Origin of the sequence: Oscillibacter ruminantium GH1, from assembly GCF_000307265.1 — a bacterium.
GTDB classification, from domain to species: Bacteria; Bacillota; Clostridia; order Oscillospirales; family Oscillospiraceae; genus Oscillibacter; species Oscillibacter ruminantium.
Window position 1 is genome coordinate 143,274 of the sequence record NZ_DF158898.1, and the last position, 22,922, is coordinate 166,195.

A 22,922-nucleotide genomic window follows, 5' to 3' on the forward strand; every position below is an offset into this window, starting at 1 on the left:
GGGGCAGGAGGTGAGCGGAGATGTCCTTTTCTTTTGACGCGAAAAACGAACTGTGCCGGCTGGATGTGCAAAAGCAATGCTGTGCCCGGGCAGAGGCATACGGCATCCTGCTCTACTGCAATACGTTCAACTCCGGCGAGGTGCGTATCGTTACAGAAAATCCCAACTTTGCCGCGCGGCTGCCCCGGCTGTTCCACCGGGCGTTCCGCATTCGGTTTGACCGGATTCCGGAACCCGATACGCCCGGAAAGCTGGTGTTTCAAATCACCGAACAGAAAAAACTGGATGGGATTATTGACGCGCTGGGCTATGCGCCGCAGCAAAATTTGGTGCTGCACATCAATTTTGGACTTCTGGAAGAGGAATGCTGTCGGGCGTCCTTCCTCCGGGGTGTGTTTTTTGCCGGAGGAAGCGTCACCGACCCACTGAAACGGTATCATCTGGAGCTGGCCACCTCCCATTTGCAGGTGAGTCGGGAGCTGGAAGCCCTCCTGCGGGACAACGGCTTTCCGCCCAAGGGACTGAGCCGGAACGGCAGCTACATCACCTATTTCAAGCAGAGCGACCAGATTGAGGACTTTTTGACGCTGGTGGGTGCTCCGGTGGCGGCAATGAACGTGATGAGCGCGAAAATGGAAAAGGACCTGCGCAACAGCGTGAACCGCCGTCTGAACTGCGATAACGCGAATTTGGACAAGGCCGTGGACGCGGCGCTGGAGCAGACTGAGGCCATTCGGCTTTTGATGCGCGCGGGGCTGCTGGAGCAGATGGCGGACAAGCTGCAGGAGACGGCGGCGGCCCGGCTTGAAAATCCGGAGTTGAGTCTTTCCGAGCTGGCTGACAGCTTTGAACCGCCCATCACCAAATCCTGCCTGAACCATCGGCTGCGCAAGCTCGTGGAGTTGGCGCGCAAGCTGAAAGGGGAAGGGACTGCGTGAAAAAGGGACTTGTGGCGATGGGGCTTTGCGCCCTGTTGATTCTGACAGGCTGCGCCAACGCGGAACAGATGGCGGCCAGCGCCCCCGTGCCTCACACCGCGGCGTCGGTGGAAGGAACCGTGTTTACTTTCGACGGCACGGACTATGAGATCACGGAGCGGTGTCCATCGGTAAACGCGCTGGAAATTTACGATACCATCGGGGAGGATACCATTATTGTGGGCGGACACATCAACCCGAAGGTCGTATATTATGGCGTGTTTGATACGAAAACCAAGACCTTTGAAAAGGACATACAGGGGGGAAATCTGACCTTTTACGGCGATGACGTGAACACCATCGTCTACTCCTTGTGGGGCGATATCCTGAATTACAACGGCGAAGCGCTGGCCTCTTACGATTTGCAGGAGCCGGAGTTCATCTCTGATTTATCCTATTCGGAGGACGGCACGGCGCTCAACGTTACCATTCGCGGCGCGGACGGAGAGACGGAACGGACGGAAAGCCTTGTGCTTTCCCAGAAGTAAAGGAGAGAACCGCGATGAAAAAACGTGTGATTGACATGACCAAAGATCCACGCCATGAGCAGTTTGAGTATTTCGCGTCCCTGAAGGACCCCTATGCGGGCGTGACCTGTCAGGTGGACATCACCGCTTTTATGGAGCGGCTTGCGCAAAGCGGCGCGCCGTTTTTCCTTGCGTTTACTTATGAGGTTCTGGCGGCGGCCAACGCCGTGCCGGAACTGCGGCGGCGGATCGAGGGCGATCGGGTGGTGGAATACGACGCATGCCGCTGCTCCTGCACCGTGGCAAAGCCGGACGGGTCTTATGCCTACTGTACGCTGGACGGGACGCTGCCTTGGGCGGAGTATCTGGCGCAGGGGCGAAAGGCTCTGGACGCGGCCCGGGACGGTGGGACGATGCGCGAGGACGGGGACAGCGGGGAATATTTTTTCATCTCCTGCGTCCCGTGGCTGCGGTATACGGACATGAAACAGCCGCTGCCGGAGCCTGCGTTTAGCAATGTGCGGCTGGCGTGGGGCAAGTACGCCACGGAAAACGGACGGACCACCCTTCCGGTGACGCTGGTGGCGCACCACGCGCTGGCGGATGGGATTCATCTGGGCGCGTTTTATCAGGAACTTGAAAAGTGTGTTTCCCAGAATCAGTAAGAAAAAGAGGAATGAAACATGGATCGCTGTGAGCGTGCAAACGACTATCATAAAAAGGGCTGTAACTGCTGTCAGGCAGTGCTGGCGGCTTTCTCCGACATAACGGGGCTGAGCGAGGCGGAGAGCCTTGCTATCGGCGGCGGCTTTGGCGGCGGCGCGGGAACGGGAGAACTGTGCGGTGCGATCACCGGGGCGGTAATGGCACTGTCCCAGATGTTTCCCGCCACGATTGAGGACCCTACGGCGGGGAAGAAACGGGCCGTGGGCCTTTCCCGGGAATTTCAGAAGCGGTTTTCCGAGAAGTTCGGACATCTGCGCTGTGCGAATCTGCTGGCGGAGAAGTATCAGCCTGACGACGCGACTCCCGCCGCCCAGCGTATGGAGTTGACAAATCACTGCGCGATTATGATCGTCACAGCGGTGGAAATCGTGGAGGAAATGCTGAACGACCGCTGATGGAGCGGAAAGTCCGGGCGCGGCGGAACGTGTTTCCGTCTCAACCCGATTCGGCTGGAAGAACGGCAATGCAAAAGTGTTAAAAGAATAGGAGCGAACCATGTCCTTTGCCCATTTACATGTTCATACGGAGTTCAGCCTGCTGGACGGTGCGTGCCGCATCAAAGAACTGCCCAGCGTGGTAAAGGCCATGGGCCAGACTGCCTGCGCCATCACGGATCACGGCGTGATGTACGGCGTGATTGACTTTTACCGCGCTTGTAAAGACGCGGGCGTGAAGCCCATCATCGGCTGTGAGGTCTATGTCACCCCAAGGGGGCGGACACGGTTTCAAAAGCAGCACGAATTCGATGCGGAGAGCCGCCATCTGGTGCTGCTGTGCGAAAATGAGGAAGGGTATCGCAACCTGAGCTACATGGTGTCCATGGCGTGGACCGAGGGCTTCTACATCAAACCCCGCATCGACATGGATCTGCTGAAAGCCCATTGCGGAGGGCTGATTGCCCTCAGCGCCTGTCTTGCCGGAGAGATTCCCCGGCGGCTGCGCAACGGGGAGTATGACACCGCCAAGGCCGTGGCGCTGGAGATGGCGGAACTTTTCGGGCCGGACCGTTTTTATCTGGAGGTGCAGGACCACGGCATCCCGGACCAGCAGACCGTGAATCGCGGGATTTTGAAACTGCACCGGGAGACGGGCCTGCCCATGGTCTGCACCAACGACGCTCACTATCTCCGTAAGGAGGACGCGGAGGCCCACGATGTTCTGCTGTGCATCCAGACGGGCAAGCAGCTGGCGGATGAAAACCGGATGCGCTATGAGCCACGAAACTTCTACCTCCGCTCGGAAGAGGAGATGCAGCAGTTCTTCGAGGGGTATGAGGGCGCGGTGGACAACACCGGAAAAATTGCCGAGATGTGCAATGTGGAGTTTGTCTTCGGCAAGTATCAGCTGCCGGAATTCAAGCTGCCGGAGGGGTACGACGCTTATACTTATCTAAAAGAACTGTGCGATCAAGGCTTTTCCAAGCGGTACGGCGGCGCCCACCCGGAGTACCGCGAACAGCTGACCTACGAGCAGGAAATGATCGAAAAGATGGGCTTTACAGACTACTTTCTGATCGTCTCCGACTTTGTGCGCTATGCCAAAAGCGTTGGAATCCCCGTGGGGCCGGGACGCGGCAGCGCCGCCGGAAGCATGGTGAGCTACTGCCTTGAGATCACGGACATCGAGCCGATGCGGTTCGGCTTGTATTTTGAACGGTTTTTGAACCCGGAGCGGGTCAGTATGCCGGATATTGACATGGACTTTGGCGATGTTCGCCGGGGCGAGGTGGTGGATTACGTCCGCCGTAAGTACGGCGACGACCACGTGGCCCAGATTGTGACCTTTGGCACGATGGCGGCCCGGGGCGTGATCCGAGACGTGGGGCGGGTGATGGGCCTGCCTTATGCGGACGTGGACGCCATCGCAAAACAGGTGCCAAACACCCTACACATTACGCTCAAGGACGCCTTGCGTCTTTCAAAGCCCCTCAGCGATCTCTATGAAGGCGATGCAAACGTGAAAGCGCTGATTGACACGGCGCAGAAGCTGGAGGGAATGCCCCGCAACGCCTCCACCCATGCCGCCGGCGTGGTCATCACGAAAAAGCCGGTGTACGAATATGTGCCGCTGGCGAAAAACGACGATGCGGTGGTCTGCCAGTACATTATGACCACGCTGGAAGAGCTGGGTCTTTTGAAAATGGACTTTCTGGGCCTGCGGAACCTGACCGTGCTGGACGATGCGGTGAAAATGGTTCAGGCGGAGCACCCCGGCTTCCGGTTGGAGGACATTCCCGAGGACGACCGGCCTACCTATGAGATGTTGGGACAGGGGAAGACCATCGGCGTGTTCCAGATGGAATCCACCGGCATGACCGGCGTGTGCGTGGGGCTGAAGCCCCGGAATCTGGAGGATATTTCCTCCATCATTGCCCTCTACCGTCCCGGCCCCATGGACTCGATTCCAAAGTTTATCGCTTGCGCACAGAATCCAAAGCTGATCTCCTATCTCCATCCAAGGCTGGAACCGATCCTGTCCATCACCTATGGCTGCATTTTGTATCAGGAGCAGGTTATTGAGATTTTCCGCCAGCTGGCGGGGTACTCTCTGGGTCAGGCGGACATGGTGCGCCGCGCCATTTCCAAAAAGAAAGCCGTCCAGATTGAGCGGGAAAAGGGCGCGTTTATCCATGGCGACGCAGAACGGAAAATTACGGGATGCGTGGCAAACGGCATCCCGGAGGCCACGGCGCAGGCCATCTATCAGGATATTTACGATTTTGCCAACTACGCCTTCAACAAGGCCCACTCCGTGGCCTACGGCGTGGTGGCGTATCAGACGGCGTATTTCAAGCGCCATTTCACCAAGGAGTATATGGCAGCGCTGCTGACCAGCGTGTTGGACAACTCCGCCAAGATCGCGGGGTATATCACGGAGTGCCGCGATTGGGGCATCCAGCTTCTGCCGCCGGATATCAACCGCTCCTGTGATGCGTTCACCGTGGAGGAGGGCGGCATTCGGTTTGGCCTTGCCGCGGTGAAAAACATTGGCCGGGGCTTTATACAGGCGGTGATGCGGGAGCGGCAGGAGCGGCCCTTTTCCTCACTGAACGATTTTTGCAGCCGGATGAACGGAAGCGAAATGAATAAGCGGGCAGTGGAGAACCTCATCCGTTCCGGCGCGTTTGACGGCTTCGGGGCGAGGCGCTCTCAGCTGATACGCGTGTTCGAGACGGTGATGGATTCCATCGCCAACGCCAGCCGCCAGAATGTGGAGGGGCAGATCGACTTCTTTTCCATGGCGGCGGGAGCCGGCGCGGAGCCGGAGCCGTCGAAAGAGGTGGATTTGCCGGATATCCCGGAATTCTCTCCGCAGGAACTGATGAACATGGAGAAGGAGATTACCGGACTTTATCTCTCCGGCCACCCCATGGATCAGTATCGTGAGGAGGTTAAACGGCTGAACGCACCTTCCATCGTCTCCATTTTGGATGATTTTTCGCAGGAGGGCGGTCCCACCCGCTTTTCTGACGGGCAGCGGGTTACGATTGCCGGAGTGGTGACCTCCAGCAAGACAAAAACCACCAAGAGCAACACCCTCATGGCCTACGTCACGGTGGAGGATGACACCGCCGCCATTGAGCTTTTGTGCTTTTCCCGGACGCTGGATGCCTGCGGCGCGTGCTTGCAGGAAAATCAGGCCGTGATTGTGAAGGGGAAGCTGTCTGTCCGGGACGAGAAAGCCCCCCAGATTATGTGCGATTCTGCCATGCCGCTAGATAGCGGTGTGCCGCTCCCGGCTTCCGCCGCCAACGACGGGAAACCAAAAGCGGCGGTGGATGGAAGCGTTCTCTACCTGAAATTTCCGGGGAAGGACAGCCCTCAGCTGCGCCATATGAAGCTGGTGTTTCAGATGTTCCCCGGGACCACGCCGGTGAAGCTGGTGATGGCGGACACCCGCAAGGTGTTCGGCACGCAGCTGCTGCTCCATCAGGCCCTTTTGCAGGAGGCGCGGGAGACGCTGGGCGAGGAAAATGTGGTGGTCAAATCGTGAGACAAGGTGAAATACCGTCCTGCTCCTTTCAAAAATTCACGGGCATTACCGCAGAGTCACAAGGCGTTCTTTGCGTGGTGTTGCCCAAGACAGTGCAATACGCGATTGATACAGCCGCATAAACAGCAGCTTATGTGATAAGAAGCCCGGCGCGGAAGGCTCCGCACCGGGCTTTTCTATGGGAAAATGCAGGTAATATGAGGACTTGTGGGAATCAGAGAGGTGAAATTCAAATATCCTCCGTCCGCTTGCCGTACTGAATATCCCGGATATCATAGGGGGATGTCTGGTAAACGTTGTAGTTCAGCCAGTTGGAGTACAGCAGGTTGGCGCAGGAGCGCCAAGTGACCTTGGGTGTTTGAGATGGATCGTCACCGGGGAAATAATGCTTGGGCAGTTGGATGGCGGTTCCGGTGGATACGTCCCGCTCGTATTCCCGTTTCAGCGTATCCCGGTCATACTCCGCGTGGCCCATCAGAAAAATCTGACGGCTCCCGTCGGTTTTCACCGCGTAGACTCCCGCCTCCGGCGAGGAGGCTAAAACCTTCAACTGCGGCACGGCTTCGATATCCTCCCGGTCTACGGTGGTGTGGCGGGAGTGAGGAACCTCAAACTGATCGTCAAAGCCCCGGAAAAGGATGAAGTTGGGGTCCTCCACTGTGTGCCGGAACACGCCGAACAGCTTTTCCGGCAGCGCCCGCTTGGGGATACCGTAATGGTAGTAAAGTCCCGCTTGCGCGCCCCAGCAGATGTGGAGCGTGGAGTGAACATGGGTCTTGCTCCACTCCATGATCTTGCACAGCTCCGGCCAGTAATCCACCTCTTCAAAGGGGAGATTCTCCACCGGCGCGCCGGTGATGACCAGTCCGTCAAAGGTTCGCTCCCGCACCTCGTCAAAGCTCTTGTAAAAAGCCAGCATGTGTTCCTGCGGGGTGTTTTTGGATACGTGCCCCACCGGGGCGATCAGCTCCATCTCGATCTGGAGCGGTGTGTTCCCCAGCACCCGGGCCAGCTGCGTTTCTGTATCCGCCTTCGTGGGCATCAGATTCAGCAGGAGGATTTGCAGGGGGCGAATATCCTGCGTGATCGCACGCGTTTCAGTCATGACAAAAATATTTTCCTGTGTGAGCGTGCTGGTGGCAGGCAGTTGATTTGGAATCTTAATAGGCAAAGCCGATAGCTCCTTTCAAAGCGGTGCGATGCGAAAATGCGGAGACAGCGCTCAACGCTTCACCTGATCCAGCGCCTGGGAGATATCGGCAATCAAGTCCTCCTTGCTCTCAAGGCCGCAGCTCATGCGGACAAGCCCTGCGGGAATGCCCGCGGCCAGTAGCTGCTCGTCGGTCATCTGGCGGTGGGTGGAGGTGGCGGGGTTGAGGCAGCAGGTGCGGGCGTCCGCCACATGGGTTTCGATGGCAGCCAGCTTCAAATGCTTCATGAATACCCCGGCGGCCTCTCGTCCGCCCTTCAGCTCAAAGGATACCACGCCGCAGGAGCCGTGAGGCAGATATTTTTCCGCAAGTGCGTGGTACTTATCCCCGGGCAGACCGCAATAGCTGACGGAGGCCACCTTGGGATGACTGTTCAAAAATTCCGCCACGGCCTGCCCGTTTTCACAGTGACGGGCCATACGGACGTGCAGGCTCTCAAGACCCAGATTCAGATAGAATGCGTGCTGGGGGGACTGGATAGAGCCGAAGTCCCGCATCAGCTGGGCGGTGCACTTGGTGATAAACGCACCCTCTTTTCCGAATTTCTCCGCATAGGTCACACCGTGATAGCTGTCGTCGGGCGTGCACAGACCGGGGAACTTCTCCGCATGGGCCAGCCAGTCGAATTTGCCGGAATCCACGATGGCTCCGCCCACGGCGGCGCCGTGGCCGTCCATATACTTGGTGGTGGAGTGAGTGACGATGTCCGCGCCCCACTCGAAGGGACGGCAGTTGATGGGCGTGGCAAAGGTGTTGTCCACCAGCAGAGGGACGCCGTGAGCATGTGCCGCGGCGGCGAAGCGCTCAATGTCGAATACGGTCAGCGCCGGATTTGCGATGGTTTCGCCAAAGACGCACTTTGTATTGGGGCGGAAAGCGGCCTCCAGCTCCTCGTCCGTGCAGTCCGGGGCGACAAAGGTGCATTTCACGCCCATTTTTGCCATGGTGACGGAGATCAAATTGAAGGTACCGCCGTAAATCGAGGAGGAGGCCACGATATGGTCCCCGCAGGAGGCAATGTTGAACAGGGCGAAGAAGTTTGCCGCCTGACCGGAGGAGGTAAGCATGGCCGCCGTGCCACCCTCCAACGCGGCAATTTTCGCCGCTACATAGTCGTTGGTTGGATTTTGCAGGCGGGTGTAGAAATAACCGTTGGCCTCCAGATCAAAGAGTTTGCCCATGTCTTCGGAGGTGGCGTACTTGAAGGTGGTGGACTGGACAATGGGAATCTGGCGGGGTTCGCCGTTGCCGGGCGTGTAGCCCCCTTGGACGCAGATGGTTTCGATTTTCTGATTGCTCATCGTGTTGAACTCCTTTCCGTTTGACACTTTGAGGCAAAAGAAAAAGACCCTCGCCTCAAAGCATCCTTTGAGACGAAAGTCACTGAAAACTTCCGCGGTACCACTCAAATTGCGTGCAAAAAACACGCCTCTCACAGGCTCCAACAAGCCCTCTGCCTTAACGCGGCGACACGGAAAGACCTATCCCTATACGGGTTCGCTCTTTCGGCTCGGGAGCCATAGGCATTGGAGACGTTTCCCTGCCGGCTTGCACCAAACGCCGGCTCTCTGAAAGGTCCGCGTCTCCGCCCTCTCCGTCACTGCCTTTTCATATTGGTGCTATTTTAGCATGGGTTTTTAAAAAGTCAAGAAGTTTTTGTGCGGGTTTGCGTCGTTTTGCGATGGAAAGACGAAAGAAGGCCCGCCTGCCCGCGAAAAACGGACATGCGGCGGCATTTACCCCCAAATCCTTGATTGACGGGGCGGGCGCTTTTGAAGTATAATGTTACAATTGATTTGATTTTACTGAGAAAACGGAGGAACCATCATGTGGATCGCGGAAAACTGGCGGGATTATGAATTGCTGGACTGCGGCGGCGGCGAAAAGCTGGAGCGCTGGGCAGGCCAGCTCTTGGCGCGCCCGGACCCTCAGGCCATCTGGGAGACGGACCACAGCGATCCCGGCTGGAAACGGGTGGGAGGACGGTATCTCCGCTCCCAAACCGGCGGCGGACACTGGGAAAAGGCAAAGCTTCCGGAGAGCTGGGAAATGCACTATGGAGACTTGACATTTCAGGTCAAGCCCATGAACTTTAAGCATACCGGGCTTTTTCCAGAGCAGGCCGTTAACTGGGACTTTGCGATGGAGAAGATCAAAAACGCAGGGCGGCCCATTCGGGTGCTGAACCTGTTCGCCTATACCGGCGGGGCCACGGTGGCCTGCGCCAAGGCGGGAGCCAGCGTGTGCCATGTGGACGCGGCGAAGGGCATGGTGGCCTGGGCCAAGGAGAACGCAAAACTCTCCGGCCTGGAAGATGCGCCTATCCGCTGGATCGTGGATGACTGCGGCAAATTTGTGGAGCGGGAAATCCGCCGGGGAAAGACCTACGACGCCATTATTATGGACCCGCCCTCTTACGGACGAGGCCCCGGCGGCGAAGTGTGGAAGCTGGAGGAGAATCTCTACGACTTTGTGAAGCTCTGCGTGGGCGTGCTGTCGGACAAGCCCTTGTTCGTGCTTATCAATTCCTATACCACCGGCCTTGCCCCGTCGGTGCTGGGATATCTGCTGGGAATTTTGGTGAAGGAAAAATACGGCGGCAAGTGCGCGTGGGACGAGCTGGGTCTGCCGGTGACAAAAACGGGAATGTGCCTGCCCTGCGGGGCGACGGGACGCTGGTTCAGCGAATAAGCGGCGGGAAGAAGTTTGAACAGGTTCAAACTTCGTTTCTTTGCGGTGCATTTTTCTCGCCGCTTCAGCGGCAGCCGAAAACGATACACATTATGGACATCCCTTTTCGTGGCCTTTTGTGCCTTGAAGCGAAGTGAAAGGAACAGTCATAGATATGTCAACGATTCTGGAAACGGAAAACCTTCAATACCTCTATCCGGCGGTGGAGGAGGGGGAGCAGGCCACGGTGGCCCTGCGTGGCGTGGATCTGAAGATCGAAAAAGGAACCTTCGTGGTAGTCTTAGGCCACAACGGGTCCGGGAAATCCACGCTGGCGAAGACCTTCAACGCCATTCTGCTGCCCGCCGCGGGCAGCGTGCGCGTGGAGGGAATGGACACCACCGACGAAGCGCGCCTGCTGGACATCCGCAGAAAGGTCGGGATGGTGTTTCAAAATCCCGATAACCAGATCGTCTCAAATGTGGTGGAAGAAGACGTGGCTTTCGCTCCGGAAAATCTGGGGGTTCCCACGGCCGAAATTCGCCGGCGGGTGGATACCGCTTTGGGCGCGGTGGGCATGGCGGAATTTGCCCAGCACGCGCCGCACCTGCTTTCCGGCGGGCAAAAGCAGCGCATTGCCATTGCGGGCGTGATCGCCATGGAGCCGGACTGCATCGTTTTGGACGAGGCCACCGCCATGCTGGACCCCACGGGACGGCAGGAGGTGCTGTCCACCGCTCACAGGCTGAACCGGGAGAAGGGCATCACCGTGGTGCTTATCACCCACCACATGAATGAGGCAGAGGACGCGGACCGCGTCGTCGTCATGGACAACGGCAAGGTCGCTATGGACGGCACCCCGCAGGAGATTTTTACCCGCGTGGAGGAACTGCGCAATCTGGGACTGACGGTGCCGGACACCGTGGATCTGCTGGACCGCCTGCGCAGGGACGGATTGGAGTTGCCGCTGGACGCGCTCACTGTGGATGCGTGCGCGGACGCGGTGGCAGCGGCGCTGCGATAAAACCAGACAGGAAGGAACAAGAGCATTGGAACCGATTTTACAGGTCAAGAACCTGACCCATACCTACGGTATCGGCACGCCCTTTGAGCGCAGCGCCGTGGAGGATATGAGCTTTGACGTGGCGGACGGGGAATTTTTGGGCGTTATCGGCCACACCGGCTCTGGAAAATCCACTCTTATTCAACATCTCAACGGCCTTTTGAAGCCCACCTCCGGGCAGATTTTGCTGTGCGGAAAGGACATCTGGGCCGCGCCGAAGAAAATCCGGGACGTGCGCTTTCGGGTGGGGCTGGTGTTCCAATATCCGGAGTATCAGCTCTTTGAGGAGACGGTCTATAAAGACATCGCCTTTGGCCCCATGAACATGGGAAAAACTGGGGAAGAATTGGACCGCTGCGTGCGGGAGGCCGCGCGCCTTGTGGGCATCCGGGACGATCAGATGGAAAAGTCTCCCTTTGAGCTTTCCGGCGGACAAAAGCGCCGGGTGGCGCTGGCGGGTGTGCTGGCGATGGAGCCGCAGGTGCTGATTTTGGACGAGCCCACGGCGGGCTTGGACCCGGCGGGCCGGGAAAATCTGCTGGCCAACATCCGGGACTATCACCGGAACAAAAACGGCACGGTCATCATGGTCAGCCACAGCATGGAAGAGGTGGCCCGAAATGTGGACCGCATCTTGGTGCTGAAGTCCGCCCATGTGCTGATGCAGGGGACGCCCAAGGAGGTCTTTTCCCGGGCGGATGAACTGCTCTCCGCTGGGCTGGACGTGCCCCAGATCACCCGCGTCGCCATGGCGCTGAAAGCGCGGGGACTTGCCGTGGACCCGGCGGTGTACACCGCCGAGGAGCTGGAACGGCAGTTGATGGCCCTGCGAAAGGGGGCGGCGGGATGCTGAAGGATATCACGCTGGGTCAGTATTTTCCCGGCGATACCATCGCCCACCGTCTGGACCCCAGAACAAAACTGCTGCTGGTGGTTTTGTATATCGTGGGCCTTTTCTGCGCGGACTCGGTTCTGACCTACGGGGTGATGATTGCCGCCTTTTTGATTTGCGCCCGGGTTTCCAAAGTTGGAGCCAGAGCGCTGGTGCGGGGACTGAAACCGGTACTGCTTATCATCCTTTTTACCGGCATTTTGAATCTGTTTTTTACCCCCGGCGACTATCTGTGGCAATTTGGATTCCTCCACATCTCCCGGCAGGGAATTGCGATGGCGGTGCGGATGGTGCTGCGAATCATGCTGCTGATTATGGGGACGTTCCTTCTGACATACACCACCAGCCCCATCCGCCTGACGGACGGGCTGGAACGGCTGCTGGGGGGCTTGAAAAAAATCCATGTGCCGGTTCACGAGCTGGCGATGATGATGTCCATCGCTCTGCGGTTTATCCCCACGCTGATTGAGGAGACGGACAAGATTATGTCCGCCCAGAAGGCGCGGGGCGCGGACTTTGAGAGCGGGAACCTGTTCCACAAGGCCAAAGCGCTGATCCCCATTCTGGTGCCGCTGTTTATCAGCGCGTTTCGCCGGGCGGACGAGCTGGCGGTGGCGATGGAGTGCCGCTGCTATCACGGCGGTGAGGGGCGGACAAAGCTGAACCCCTTGAAATACGCCGCGCGGGATTATTGGACGCTGGTCTGCGGCGTGGTAGTCACGGCGGGCGTGATTGCATTGGGACGGTTCGGATTTTAAAAACTGAGGTCGGAAAAGGGAGGTCTGCCGCATGAAGGACAGAAAGCTGCCGATGTGGATGCTATTGATTGCGGTGGCGCTGTGCGCCGCGCTGATTGGCGTGGTAATCTGGCAGGGGAGCAGACTGCGCGGCATGGGAATGACTGCGCCCGCCCTGTCTGCACAGACCTCATCCGGGGAGACGGGCGCTTCCGCCCTGTCTCCAAAAAGTATCTCTCAGCTGATAAAAACCTTTGATTTGGTGCCCGAGGGAAAGGACGAAGCGGGGGAAACGGTAACGGCGGACGTGTCCTTGACGCTGTGGGACGACCAGCCCGATGCGGCGGTGACGCTGTTGGTGACCCGGGGCGGCTCCGCCGCCTCTCAAACGCTGACCCGGAATTCCTCCGGCGTTTATAGCGGATCACTGACACTGCCTCTTTCATCACAGCAGGACGATCAGAGCATTGCCTTGTCGGCATTGGTGAAGGGCGGCGGCGTGTACGCGCAGGAGCGGCTGGGGGACTATCCCAACGCTCTGTTTATGCTGGCCTCCCTTCGGGTGGATGTGAAAGAGGGCGGTATGACCTATGTTCGCAAGGCGCTGCCGGCGCCGGGTGTGGGCCTGATGCGCATCAATGCGGACTGTCGCGTCTCCGTGCTGGACGGGAGCAAACCGGCGGAGGTTAAGAGCGCATCGTTCCGTTTGTACTGCAACGGTGAACGGATAAAGCAGCTTGCCGCCGTGGAGGATGAGTCGGGACAGTACCTCTATGGCCCTCAGCCGTGGGACAATGCGCTGGTGTGTCAGAGCGGAGACGAAGTGTCCCTGACCTTTGCCTGCACCGGAGAGGACGGGCTTTCCTATGAATTTCCACTGGAATCCACCTCCATCACAGAACACGGGGGAAGCGTTCTCCCACAGAGCATTCCACCGATAGTTTCGTGAAGGAGGACGCCCGCGCGGCGGCTGTGTTTTTTACCAAACAGAAGGTGCCGCGTCTGCTGTGCGCGAAGTTCCTTTTTCGGCTGGAGTACCGCGCCTCCGCCGATCCAACACCGACTTGTCCCAAATAAGGAGTTTTGACTGCTATGCGCAACATTGCCCTGAAACTGATGTATAACGGCACCGCCTACCACGGGTGGCAGGTGCAGAAAAACGCCGTCTCCGTCTGCGGGACGCTGGAAAAAGCCTTGGCGGAGGTCTGTGGGGGGCCGGTGCATCTCACCGGCTGCGGCCGCACCGATGCGGGAGTCCACGCCGAGCGGTATGTCGCCAATTTCCGCACAGACAGCCGCATTCCAGTGGATCGGCTGCCCTTTGCTATCAACACCCACACGCCGGAGAGCATCGCCGTGAAAGAGGCGCTGGAAGTGGACCCGGATTTCAACGCCATCGGGTCCTGCATCAAAAAGGAATACACCTATCGCATTTACAACTCTGTTTTTAAAAACCCTTTTTATGTGAATCGGGCTTATTTTTACCCCAAGAAACTGGACGAGGAATTTCTGAACCGGGCGGCGGGAATGTTCGTGGGAACCCACGATTTTGCGGCGGTGAGGAGCGTGGGGACGGAGACGAGAACCACCGTTCGCACGATTTATTACTGCGATGTATCCCGCAGGGGGGACCTTTTGGAATTGAAGGTCTGCGCCGACGGCTTTTTGTATAATATGGTGCGTGCCATCACCGGAACGGTGCTGTACGCGGCGGAGGGGAAATTCACCCCGGAGGATATCCCCGCGATTTTGGAGGGACGGAACCGCAGCGCTGCGGGACCCACCGCGCCGCCGGGCGGATTGTACCTGACGAGACTTTGGTATGAGGATGAACAGCTCAATGGCTAATAGAACGAAAGATATTTGGAATGATGATGACGAGGAAGACCTTCCGATCAAACGCCACCGTCTGCGCAGCTTCCTGATCTTTTTCCTGTTGCTTCTGGCGGTGCTGCTGGTGGTTCTTGCCGCCGCATGGAGGGACGGTACGGGGCTGGACGCTCTGCACCGTTACTTTGCCTATGGCAAAAGCGAGGGAGACGGGTCCACAGGATACGTTTACGACGCGTCCTCCAGCAACCGCTTTGCAAAACTGGGGAATACGCTGGTGGTACTGTCGGACACGGCACTGTCTCTGGTGGACGGAAACGGAAATACGCTCTGGTCTGCCTCTGTGAAAATGGAATCCCCGGCATTAAGCGCCGTGGGGGACCGGGCTGTGGCCTACGATGTGGGCGGTACGCAGCTGTATGTGCTGGATCAAGCGGGGCTTGTTTATCAGGTGAGCGCCGACGAGACAGAGCCGTATCTCTCCGCAACCCTGAACAGCAGCGGCGAGCTGGCGGTGACTGCCCGAAAGCAGAACTATAAGGCGGCTGTCTCCGTCTATGATTCGGCTGGAAATCCGCTGTTTGCCTTCAACTCCTCCGAGCGTTTTGTTTCCAACGCCTATGCGACCGACGACGGAAAGTATCTGGCGGCAGTGACGCTGGGCCAGTCCGGCGGGGCGTTTGCATCCAATGTGGTGCTTTATGATCTGACGGCTACCGATCCGGTGGCATCTTGGCCCGTGGGCAGCGGCATGTGCTACGATATGGGAGCCGTGGGCGGCAGCCTCACCATGGTCTGCGACGACGGACTGTACTTCAGTGCTTCAGACCGGGAGCTGTCGGCCTCGTATTCCTATGGAGGGTCCTATCTGCGGGAGTACGATCTTCAGGGCGAGAACTATGCGGTGCTGCTGCTGAACCGCTATCAGTCCGGAAGCGTGGCCCGACTGGTGACGGTGGGGGCCGACGGACAGGAGATCGCCTCGCTCGATGTCAGTGAGGAAGTTTTGAGTATCTCCGCCTCCGGGCGGTATATTGCGGTGCTGTATGCCGACAAGCTGGCGATCTACACACCCCAGCTGGAGCAGTATGCCTCCCTCACGGGAACGGATTATGCCCGGGAAGCACTGGTGGGAAGTGACGGGTCCGCTCTGCTGATGGCATCGGAGAAAGCAGTGAGATTTTTGCCATGAACGTGCATTTTTGGACGATATTTCAGCTGAATTCACAAATTATTTACGGGTGGGGAGGTAGGCAAACATGCAAACAGCTGTTATAATAGACTGTATTGTCGCAGCTGTGCTGCTGGGCTTCTTGATTTATGGGGCATGGCGCGGCCTGTTTCGAGCGGTTGCGGGGCTGCTGATGGTGATCCTCGCCCTGACGGGAGCCATGTTTGTTGCCCGGGAGCTGACCCCGATTGCCACGAATCTGCTTCGCCCCGTGATTGAAAATACTGTCACGCAGCGGGTGGACGACGCCATGAACGGCAGCGCGCCCTCGCAGGGAGGCGAAGAGACTGTGGTTCCCATGCAGCCGGAGATCAGTCCGCCTTCTTCGGAGGCTTCGTCGCCGTCCGGTTCCGCCGGTTCCGCCAGTGCGGCGGATTCCTCCGGTGCTTTGGGTGACAGCGGCGCGCAGACCCGCCTGCAGGCGGGAGAGCTGCTGAAGCTGATGGGCTGGGACGATACCCTGACGAAATCCCTTTCGGACCGGGCGGAGGAAAAGGTCCGGGACACCGGCGTTTCCCTCGCCATGGCCGTGGTGGACAGTGTGATGGAGTCCTTCGTGTACATGGTTTTGTTTGCCCTGTCCTTTGCGGTGCTGTCGCTCCTGCTCCACTTGGTGGCAAGGGCGCTGGATATCGCGATGAAGCTGCCGGGCGTTCACCTGCTGAATGGATTGGGCGGCGCTGTGGTGGGTCTGATTCAGGGAGTGCTGCTGATCTTCCTGGCGATTTGGCTGCTGCGCTGTCTGCGCGTCTCTTTCGACACGGAGATCGTGGCCCAGACCCGGTTACTGAGTTTTTTCACAAGCCACAGTCCTTTGGACTTGCTTTTCTATTGACTTTCCGCGCAGTGACTGCGCACGGCGTCCCGGACGCCCACTGTAATTCTGGAGGTATACGATGCAACCGAAACTTTGCTCAAGATGCAAAAAAAATGTGGCCGTGGTGTTCATCTCCCGGCTGGACGGCGAGAACACCGTGAACGAGGGCCTGTGCCTGAAGTGCGCGAAGGAACTGGGCTTGCCTCAGGTGGACGATATGATGAAGCGGATGGGGATCTCCGACGACGATTTGGACACGCTGAACAATGAGATGCTTCAGGCGTTTGACGGCGTGGAGAACGTGGAGGATCTGCCCAAGGAGGAAGATCCGGACACGGATGAGGAAGAGGGCAAAACTGCCACCTTCCCGTTTTTGAACCGTCTGTTCAATGGCGACTCCTCGTCCCGGAACGATGAGCAGTCCGAGGGCAGTTCTGCCCGGGCGGACCGGGACAAGGAACACAAGGGCGACAAAAAGCGCAAGTATCTGGAGAGCTATTGCCTGAATCTGACGGAGCGGGCCAAAAACGGCAAGCTGGACCCGGTGATCGGCCGGGAACAGGAGATTGAGCGGGTGATCCAGATTCTGAATCGCCGCCAGAAGAACAATCCCTGCCTGATCGGCGAGCCGGGCGTTGGCAAGACCGCCATTGCCGAGGGCTTGGCCCAGCGCATTTCCGCGGGGCAGGTTCCCTTTAAGCTGCGGGAGAAGGAGGTCTATCTGCTGGACCTGACCGCCTTGGTGGCGGGTACGCAGTTCCGTGGCCAGTTTGAGTCCCGGATGAAGGGCTTGATTGACGAAGTAAAGCGGCTGGGGAACATCATCCTCATGATCGACGAGGTTCACACCATCGTGGGCGCGGGGGATGCGGAGGGCAGCATGAATGCCGCCAACATTTTGAAGCCCGCCCTTTCCCGGGGCGAGATTCAGGTGATTGGAGCCACCACCTTTACCGAGTACCGCAAGTCCATCGAAAAGGACACGGCGCTGGAGCGGCGCTTCCAGCCGGTGACGGTGAACGAGCCGTCTATCGAGGATTCCATCCAGATTTTGAAGGGGCTTGCTCCGAAGTATGAGGCGTTCCACGGCGTGAAACTCAGCGACGGCATTCTGCGTCAGGCGGTGCTGCTCTCCGAGCGGTATATTACGGACCGTTTCCTGCCGGACAAGGCCATCGACCTGATTGACGAGGCCTGTTCCGATCTGAATTTGAAAGACCCGAACATCTCCCGCCGCATGGAGATTCAGCGGGAGCTGGAGGACTATGAAAAGGAAAACGCCATGCTGGAGGAGCTGGCCGCCGATGACGGCGCGGAGCCAGACTATGAGCGGATGGCGTTTTTGAAGAGCAAGCGTGCGCAGCTGGGCTCTGAGCTGCAGGTTCTGCTGGACAAGGGCGACCCTCAGCTTGCCATGGAAAATCTGGCCCATGTCATTGAACTATGGACGAAAATTCCCGCCTCCCGCATCCGGGAGCAGGAGTTCCAGCGCTTGAGCCAGTTGGATAGCCGTCTGAAATCCCACATCGTGGGACAAGACGCCGCGGTGGAGTCCGTCACTGCCGCTGTGCGGCGGAACCGAGTGGGCATCAGCCCCAAGCGCAAGCCCGTCAGTTTTATCTTTGTCGGTCCCACGGGCGTGGGAAAGACGGAGTTGGTGAAGCAGCTGGCGACCGACCTGTTCAACACGCCGGACAGCCTGATCCGGCTGGATATGTCCGAGTTTATGGAAAAGCACTCCGTCTCCCGCATTGTGGGCTCTCCCCCGGGATATGTGGGCTATGACGAGGCGGGGCAGCTGACGGAAAAAATCCGCCGTAAGCCCTACGCCGTGGTTTTGTTTGACGAGATCGAAAAGGCGCATCCGGATGTGCTGAATATTTTACTGCAAATTCTGGATGACGGCGAGATCACCGACTCTCATGGGCGGAAGGTCAACTTTGAAAACACCGTGATCGTCATGACCTCCAACGCCGGCAGTGCCACCAAGGAGGGGACGGTTGGCTTTGACCGCACCGCCGGACAGCAGGACAAGGCGAAGGCCATGAAGGGGCTGGAGCAGTTCCTCCGCCCGGAGTTCATCAACCGCGTGGACGAGGTGATCTGCTTTAACCGCCTCAGCGAGGAGAATTTCCAGTCCATTGCCCGCATTATGCTGGAGGAGCTGACCGCGTCCTTAAAGGACAAGGGCGTGACGCTGACCTACGACGACGGACTGCTGGCTTATCTCACGCACAAGTCCTATTCCGTGACCTATGGCGCCCGCAATCTGCGGCGCACCATTCAGAAAGAGCTGGAGGACCCCATGGCCGCCCAGATGATCGACAGCTTTGAGCACCCCATCTCTCAAATTCGGGCGACGGTGGAAGATGAAAAAGTGAAACTCTATGCTTTGTAAGCACTGTAAAGGAAGGTGACTTTCGTGCTGTTCCGAAAAGATATTGACCCGCGATGCGCATATTGCCGGCAGGGTGCGCAGATCAACGAACGGGAAGTGGCCTGTGTGAAAAAGGGAATCGTCCCGATGGAGAGCAGCTGCCGCAAATTCCGGTACGATCCACTGAAGCGGATGCCGCCTCGGCCCGCGACCTTGGAGACGACGCGGTTGAAGGAAGAGGATTTTTCGCTCTGAGAGCGAACCTAAAAATAGAAAAAGAGGGGAAAGCGGATATGGAGATCGAAAAAGTCCGGGTGGTCTATTACAGCGCGACAGGTACCACGGAGAAGGTCGTCACAGCCGTGGCGGAAGGGCTGGCGCGCGAACTGGGGAAGCCGTTGGAAACTGTGAATATTTCATCCCCGGCGGAGCGTGAAAAGGATATTTCCTTTACAGATACGGATCTGGTGGTTGTGGGAACACCCACCTATGCGGGGCGCATTCCCAACAAGATGCTGCCCTATTTCCAGACGAAGCTGACGGGAAACGGTGCGCTGGCAGTGCCGGTGGTGCTGTTTGGCAACCGGAACTTTGACAACTCTCTGGCCGAGCTTTGCGCGGAGCTGGAGGCCCACGGATTCCACACCGTGGCCGCCGCCGCCTTTGTGGGCCAGCACGCCTTTGCGACCAAGCTGGCTGCGGGCCGCCCTGACGAAGAGGACTTTGCTCAGGCGGAGCGTTTTGGAAAAGATATAGCTGTAAAGATAAAAGGGTTGACGCAGATTCCGGCCCCTGTTCAGGTTTCCGGTGATCCTGCCGCACCCTATTATACGCCGTTGGGAACCGACGGTCAGCCCGCCAAATTCCTGAAGGCAAAGCCTCAGACCGATCCGGACAAGTGTACGGACTGCGGGCTGTGCGCGGCGGTGTGTCCCATGGGTTCCATCGACCCGGCGGATGTTTCCAGCGTACCCGGCGTGTGCATTAAATGTCAGGCCTGTGTGGTGAAGTGTCCCACAGGCGCCAAATATTTCGATGACCCGGCGTTTTTGTCCCACAAGGACATGCTGGAAACCAATTACACCCGTCGGGCAGAAAGCCAATTGTTTTTCTAAGGCGAAAGCCGAAAATCTGCGAACTGTCAATTGAGAAGAATTACATAGGAAAGCAAGCGAGAGACACCGCCTCTCGCTTGCTTTTTGCCTTGACCGGTCAGAATTTTGAAAAAAGCTATTGCAATGCAAGGCGGAGTATGGTATATATTAATGTAACCATAACGATTACATTAATAAACCGCTATGATTGCAATGAAGGAGAAGTCATGATGAAAAAAACAGGATTATTGCTGGGCCTTGCCCTCTTGCTGCTTTTGAGCGCCTGCGGCGCCAACGGACAGACTGCTACCGGAAGCATGGGCGCACAGACGTCCGGCAGTGCCGAAGAGTCTATTGGTGTGGTGAACATTACCGCCGAGGAGGCGTATGCCCGCATGAACAGCGGCGACCCCATTGTCGTGGTGGATGTGCGGACTGCGGAGGAGTATGCCGAAAATCACATTCCCGGTGCGATTCTGATTCCCAATGAGGAGATCGGCACGGAGCCTTTGGCCGCGATTCCCGTGTTGAATACGGAGATTCTTCTATACTGCCGCAGCGGAAACCGCAGTGCACAGGCCGCACAGAAGCTGGTGGGCATGGGTTATACCAATGTGTCCGATTTTGGCGGTATTCAGGACTGGACCTATGAAACGGAAAGCGGAGCCTATCAGACGGAGAAAAAGGAGGGGACACTGACTTCCTTTGCCACCTATGATTTGAACGGCGTCGCGGAGGATGAAAGTATCTTTGCGGATCATCGGCTGACCATGATTAACATCTGGGCCACCTTCTGCGGCCCCTGCCTGCGGGAAATGCCGGAGCTGGGGCAGCTGGCAGCTGACTATGCGGAGCGCGGCGTACAGATCGTTGGAATCGTGGCAGACGTTTCCCAAAGAGACGACGGGACGTATTCTCCCGAGATGGTCGAGACGGCGCAGGCGCTGGTCGCCCAGACCGGCGCGGACTATCCCCACCTGCTGCCCTCCGTGGATTTGGTGTCCGCCAAACTGAAATCAGTCAGCGCCGTGCCGGAGACCATTTTTGTGGACAGCGCGGGGAATCTTGTGGGCCAGTCCTATGTTGGCTCCCGCAGTGGAGGGGATTGGGCAAGAATCATCGATTCTCTGCTGGAAGAGGCGGCGGCATGACGGCGGAATTTTCGTTGGCAGTCCATGCGCTGGTATACCTGCTCCATAAAGAGTGCGTGGTTTCCAGCCAGGAGCTGGCGGACAATATTTGCACGAATCCCGCTCGGGTACGCAAGGTCATGACAAAGCTGCACAAAGCCGGACTGGTGGACGCGTTTCAGGGGAAAGGAAGCGGCTACCAGTCCCGGCCCGGCAGTGCGGAACTGTCCTTGGATCGGGTTCTGGACGCGCTGGACGAAGAGCCGATTACGATGAATTGGCGCTCGGGAGCGATTGACCGGGAATGCCTGATTTCTTCAGGAATGGGCAATGTTATGGACGGTTTATACGCCGACATGAACGAGGCCTGCCGCCGGCGGCTGGCGAATATGACGGTGGGCGGGATCAATCAGACCATATTTGCAAGAAAGAAGGATCAAAAATGAAATGCAATGCGATCATTCTGGGGCTTGAAAAGACGGAAAAGATGCTGGGGGGCGTTCTGGAAAAGCGGGGGAAATCTGCCGCGCTGGCAGAAAAGACTTGGGGCATGTACGACGGGACATGTGTTCCTGTATGAGAACGCGCAAGTATGTCACTGCCGCGATTTTTGCGGCGGCAATTATTCTGATCGCCGTTGGAATTTTTATTGGCGAGCCTGACGAAGTGCGGCAAAAGGCAGTCAACATCTGTCTGGAATGTATTGGTATCGGCTGATGAAACAAGGAAAAAGACACTTGATCCAAGCGCTGGCAACGCTGTTGAGCAATCCTCATATTCCCAACTTTTTTACGGGGAGCATTTATCAGGGAAGCACAAAACGCATCTGTGTGCCGGGACTGAACTGCTATTCCTGTCCGGGAGCCGCTGGAGCGTGTCCCATCGGCTCGCTGCAGGCGGTCATCGGCGGACGGACAAAAAATGTGTCCTATTATGTGTTTGGTGTGTTGCTGCTGTTCGGCGTTTTGTTTGGACGGCTGATCTGCGGCTTTCTGTGCCCGTTTGGCTTTGTGCAGGATTTGCTGCATAAGATCCGTACGCCCAAGCCAACAATACCGCGCCGACTGGACCAAACACTGCGCTGGGGCAAATATGCTGCGCTGGCCGCTGTGCTGATTTTGCCGGCGGTGCTGACGGACGCCTTCGGCATTGGCGATCCGGTCTTCTGCAAGTACATCTGCCCCGCCGGGACGCTGCAGGGAGGAATCCCGCTGTTGTTGGCCAACGAGAGCCTGCGCTCTGCCGCCGGATTCCTGTTTTCATGGAAAATGGGAATTTTGGTGTTAGTGCTGGTTGGGTCGGTTCTGCTGTACCGCCCGTTTTGCAAGTATCTCTGCCCGTTGGGAGCGTTTTACGGGCTGTTGAACCATTTCAGCGCCTATCAGATGCGGGTGGATGAACATGCCTGCGTACACTGCGGAAAATGCGAAAAAGCCTGCAAAATGGGTGTGAATGTGGTTCAAAACATCAATTCTGCCGAATGCATTCGGTGCGGACTATGTAAAGAGGTCTGTCCGACCCACGCCATTGTGTCCGGCTTTGGAAAATCAAAGAAGAACTGATGAAACCGCCGTCCCCATGGACGGCGGTTTTTCTTAGAACGTGTTGTGCAGAGAATCTGATGCTAAAAAGAAAAATTTGTCAGCAGTGTGAGTTTATCACGGAACGCGGAAGGTAGTGTCAAGAGTTATGCGCAAATTAGTTTGT

General features: G+C 57.7%; 23 protein-coding genes and 1 other annotated feature. Of the genes, 21 read left to right on the plus strand and 2 right to left on the minus strand.

Annotated elements, in window-relative coordinates:
* Window positions 1–20 precede the first annotated feature (20 nt).
* The 5 genes from whiA (at window position 21) to ON16_RS08455 (ending at window position 6,163) form a co-directional block, all read left to right on the plus strand.
* Window positions 21–938 carry a DNA-binding protein WhiA gene (whiA, locus tag ON16_RS08435; RefSeq protein ID WP_040661258.1) on the plus strand — a complete coding sequence of 306 codons (918 nt, stop codon included), beginning with the start codon at window positions 21–23 and terminating at the stop codon, window positions 936–938.
* Window positions 935–1,465, plus strand: coding sequence for a hypothetical protein (locus ON16_RS08440; protein WP_040661259.1), 531 nt, complete (start codon window positions 935–937; stop codon window positions 1,463–1,465). The genes whiA and ON16_RS08440 overlap by 4 nt, the downstream gene beginning before the upstream one ends.
* A 14-nt stretch (window positions 1,466–1,479) precedes the next feature.
* Window positions 1,480–2,109, plus strand: coding sequence for a CatA-like O-acetyltransferase (locus ON16_RS08445; RefSeq protein WP_040661260.1), 630 nt, complete (start codon window positions 1,480–1,482; stop codon window positions 2,107–2,109).
* Between the two features lie 18 nt (window positions 2,110–2,127).
* The gene (locus ON16_RS15015) at window positions 2,128–2,565 is read left to right on the plus strand and encodes a C-GCAxxG-C-C family protein (protein ID WP_051131638.1); all 438 of its coding nucleotides are present in this window, start codon (window positions 2,128–2,130) and stop codon (window positions 2,563–2,565) included.
* Window positions 2,566–2,665: 100 nt separating this feature from the next.
* On the plus strand, window positions 2,666–6,163 hold the full coding sequence (locus tag ON16_RS08455; RefSeq protein ID WP_040661261.1) for a DNA polymerase III subunit alpha: 3,498 nt from the start codon (window positions 2,666–2,668) through the stop codon (window positions 6,161–6,163).
* A 229-nt stretch (window positions 6,164–6,392) separates the two neighbouring features.
* On the opposite strand, the gene metA is transcribed toward ON16_RS08455, so the two are convergent.
* Both metA and ON16_RS08465 read right to left on the minus strand, forming a co-directional pair.
* Window positions 6,393–7,334 carry a homoserine O-acetyltransferase MetA gene (gene metA / locus ON16_RS08460; RefSeq protein ID WP_040661262.1) on the minus strand — a complete coding sequence of 314 codons (942 nt, stop codon included), beginning with the start codon at window positions 7,332–7,334 and terminating at the stop codon, window positions 6,393–6,395.
* A 51-nt stretch (window positions 7,335–7,385) separates the two neighbouring features.
* A complete protein-coding gene (locus tag ON16_RS08465; RefSeq protein WP_040661263.1) occupies window positions 7,386–8,675 on the minus strand; it encodes an O-acetylhomoserine aminocarboxypropyltransferase/cysteine synthase family protein in 1,290 nt (429 codons plus the stop codon).
* 65 nt (window positions 8,676–8,740) lie between these two features.
* Window positions 8,741–8,984 (minus strand) — a binding site (T-box leader).
* A 217-nt stretch (window positions 8,985–9,201) separates the two neighbouring features.
* Here ON16_RS08465 and ON16_RS08470 point away from each other — a divergent pair.
* The 16 genes from ON16_RS08470 to ON16_RS08540 all read left to right on the plus strand — a co-directional run bounded on the left by ON16_RS08470 (window position 9,202) and on the right by ON16_RS08540 (window position 22,777).
* A complete protein-coding gene (locus ON16_RS08470) occupies window positions 9,202–10,065 on the plus strand; it encodes a class I SAM-dependent methyltransferase (protein ID WP_040661264.1) in 864 nt (287 codons plus the stop codon).
* Between the two features lie 154 nt (window positions 10,066–10,219).
* Window positions 10,220–11,068: an energy-coupling factor transporter ATPase gene (locus ON16_RS08475; protein WP_040661265.1), complete on the plus strand. Its 849-nt coding sequence runs from the start codon at window positions 10,220–10,222 to the stop codon at window positions 11,066–11,068.
* Between the two features lie 25 nt (window positions 11,069–11,093).
* The gene (locus ON16_RS08480) at window positions 11,094–11,960 is read left to right on the plus strand and encodes an energy-coupling factor transporter ATPase (RefSeq protein ID WP_040661266.1); all 867 of its coding nucleotides are present in this window, start codon (window positions 11,094–11,096) and stop codon (window positions 11,958–11,960) included.
* Entirely contained in the window at window positions 11,954–12,757 is an 804-nt protein-coding gene (locus ON16_RS08485) for an energy-coupling factor transporter transmembrane component T family protein (RefSeq protein WP_040661267.1), read from the plus strand. Before ON16_RS08480 ends, ON16_RS08485 begins: the two co-directional genes overlap by 7 nt.
* Window positions 12,758–12,788: 31 nt before the next feature.
* Window positions 12,789–13,685 (plus strand): hypothetical protein, encoded by an 897-nt coding sequence (locus ON16_RS08490; protein WP_040661268.1) that lies wholly within the window; start codon window positions 12,789–12,791, stop codon window positions 13,683–13,685.
* A gap of 143 nt (window positions 13,686–13,828) precedes the next feature.
* On the plus strand, window positions 13,829–14,584 hold the full coding sequence (gene truA / locus ON16_RS08495; protein ID WP_040661269.1) for a tRNA pseudouridine(38-40) synthase TruA: 756 nt from the start codon (window positions 13,829–13,831) through the stop codon (window positions 14,582–14,584).
* Window positions 14,577–15,758: a DUF5711 family protein gene (locus tag ON16_RS08500; RefSeq protein ID WP_040661270.1), complete on the plus strand. Its 1,182-nt coding sequence runs from the start codon at window positions 14,577–14,579 to the stop codon at window positions 15,756–15,758. The genes truA and ON16_RS08500 overlap by 8 nt, the downstream gene beginning before the upstream one ends.
* Window positions 15,759–15,825: 67 nt before the next feature.
* Window positions 15,826–16,632, plus strand: coding sequence for a CvpA family protein (locus ON16_RS08505; protein ID WP_040661271.1), 807 nt, complete (start codon window positions 15,826–15,828; stop codon window positions 16,630–16,632).
* A 61-nt stretch (window positions 16,633–16,693) separates the two neighbouring features.
* On the plus strand, window positions 16,694–19,012 hold the full coding sequence (locus tag ON16_RS08510; protein ID WP_040661272.1) for an ATP-dependent Clp protease ATP-binding subunit: 2,319 nt from the start codon (window positions 16,694–16,696) through the stop codon (window positions 19,010–19,012).
* Window positions 19,013–19,036: 24 nt separating this feature from the next.
* Window positions 19,037–19,246, plus strand: coding sequence for a hypothetical protein (locus tag ON16_RS08515; protein ID WP_051131639.1), 210 nt, complete (start codon window positions 19,037–19,039; stop codon window positions 19,244–19,246).
* A gap of 38 nt (window positions 19,247–19,284) precedes the next feature.
* Window positions 19,285–20,106, plus strand: coding sequence for an EFR1 family ferrodoxin (locus tag ON16_RS08520; protein WP_040661274.1), 822 nt, complete (start codon window positions 19,285–19,287; stop codon window positions 20,104–20,106).
* Window positions 20,107–20,312: 206 nt separating this feature from the next.
* Window positions 20,313–21,236 (plus strand): rhodanese-like domain-containing protein, encoded by a 924-nt coding sequence (locus ON16_RS16250; RefSeq protein WP_274531950.1) that lies wholly within the window; start codon window positions 20,313–20,315, stop codon window positions 21,234–21,236.
* The gene (locus tag ON16_RS08535; protein ID WP_040661275.1) at window positions 21,233–21,661 is read left to right on the plus strand and encodes an RrF2 family transcriptional regulator; all 429 of its coding nucleotides are present in this window, start codon (window positions 21,233–21,235) and stop codon (window positions 21,659–21,661) included. The genes ON16_RS16250 and ON16_RS08535 overlap by 4 nt, the downstream gene beginning before the upstream one ends.
* Window positions 21,658–21,795 (plus strand): hypothetical protein, encoded by a 138-nt coding sequence (locus ON16_RS15775; RefSeq protein ID WP_158441610.1) that lies wholly within the window; start codon window positions 21,658–21,660, stop codon window positions 21,793–21,795. Before ON16_RS08535 ends, ON16_RS15775 begins: the two co-directional genes overlap by 4 nt.
* A complete protein-coding gene (locus tag ON16_RS15915; protein ID WP_162829300.1) occupies window positions 21,792–21,932 on the plus strand; it encodes a CD1871A family CXXC motif-containing protein in 141 nt (46 codons plus the stop codon). The genes ON16_RS15775 and ON16_RS15915 overlap by 4 nt, the downstream gene beginning before the upstream one ends.
* Window positions 21,914–22,777 carry a 4Fe-4S binding protein gene (locus ON16_RS08540; RefSeq protein ID WP_040661276.1) on the plus strand — a complete coding sequence of 288 codons (864 nt, stop codon included), beginning with the start codon at window positions 21,914–21,916 and terminating at the stop codon, window positions 22,775–22,777. Before ON16_RS15915 ends, ON16_RS08540 begins: the two co-directional genes overlap by 19 nt.
* The last annotated feature ends 145 nt before the right edge of the window (window positions 22,778–22,922 follow it).

Bases quoted from the DNA above. Each gene is read 5' to 3' on its own strand.
- whiA (WP_040661258.1), top strand. From the start codon at position 21: ATGTCCTTTTCTTTTGACGCGAAAAACGAACTGTGCCGGCTGGATGTG.
- ON16_RS08445 (WP_040661260.1), top strand. From the start codon at position 1,480: ATGAAAAAACGTGTGATTGACATGACCAAAGATCCACGCCATGAGCAG.
- ON16_RS15015 (WP_051131638.1), top strand. From the start codon at position 2,128: ATGGATCGCTGTGAGCGTGCAAACGACTATCATAAAAAGGGCTGTAAC.
- ON16_RS08455 (WP_040661261.1), top strand. From the start codon at position 2,666: ATGTCCTTTGCCCATTTACATGTTCATACGGAGTTCAGCCTGCTGGAC.
- ON16_RS08465 (WP_040661263.1), bottom strand. From the start codon at position 8,675: ATGAGCAATCAGAAAATCGAAACCATCTGCGTCCAAGGGGGCTACACG.
- ON16_RS08470 (WP_040661264.1), top strand. From the start codon at position 9,202: ATGTGGATCGCGGAAAACTGGCGGGATTATGAATTGCTGGACTGCGGC.
- ON16_RS08475 (WP_040661265.1), top strand. From the start codon at position 10,220: ATGTCAACGATTCTGGAAACGGAAAACCTTCAATACCTCTATCCGGCG.
- ON16_RS08485 (WP_040661267.1), top strand. From the start codon at position 11,954: ATGCTGAAGGATATCACGCTGGGTCAGTATTTTCCCGGCGATACCATC.
- ON16_RS08490 (WP_040661268.1), top strand. From the start codon at position 12,789: ATGAAGGACAGAAAGCTGCCGATGTGGATGCTATTGATTGCGGTGGCG.
- truA (WP_040661269.1), top strand. From the start codon at position 13,829: ATGCGCAACATTGCCCTGAAACTGATGTATAACGGCACCGCCTACCAC.
- ON16_RS08500 (WP_040661270.1), top strand. From the start codon at position 14,577: ATGGCTAATAGAACGAAAGATATTTGGAATGATGATGACGAGGAAGAC.
- ON16_RS08505 (WP_040661271.1), top strand. From the start codon at position 15,826: ATGCAAACAGCTGTTATAATAGACTGTATTGTCGCAGCTGTGCTGCTG.
- ON16_RS08510 (WP_040661272.1), top strand. From the start codon at position 16,694: ATGCAACCGAAACTTTGCTCAAGATGCAAAAAAAATGTGGCCGTGGTG.
- ON16_RS08520 (WP_040661274.1), top strand. From the start codon at position 19,285: ATGGAGATCGAAAAAGTCCGGGTGGTCTATTACAGCGCGACAGGTACC.
- ON16_RS16250 (WP_274531950.1), top strand. From the start codon at position 20,313: ATGATGAAAAAAACAGGATTATTGCTGGGCCTTGCCCTCTTGCTGCTT.
- ON16_RS08535 (WP_040661275.1), top strand. From the start codon at position 21,233: ATGACGGCGGAATTTTCGTTGGCAGTCCATGCGCTGGTATACCTGCTC.
- ON16_RS15775 (WP_158441610.1), top strand. From the start codon at position 21,658: ATGAAATGCAATGCGATCATTCTGGGGCTTGAAAAGACGGAAAAGATG.
- ON16_RS15915 (WP_162829300.1), top strand. From the start codon at position 21,792: ATGAGAACGCGCAAGTATGTCACTGCCGCGATTTTTGCGGCGGCAATT.
- ON16_RS08540 (WP_040661276.1), top strand. From the start codon at position 21,914: ATGTATTGGTATCGGCTGATGAAACAAGGAAAAAGACACTTGATCCAA.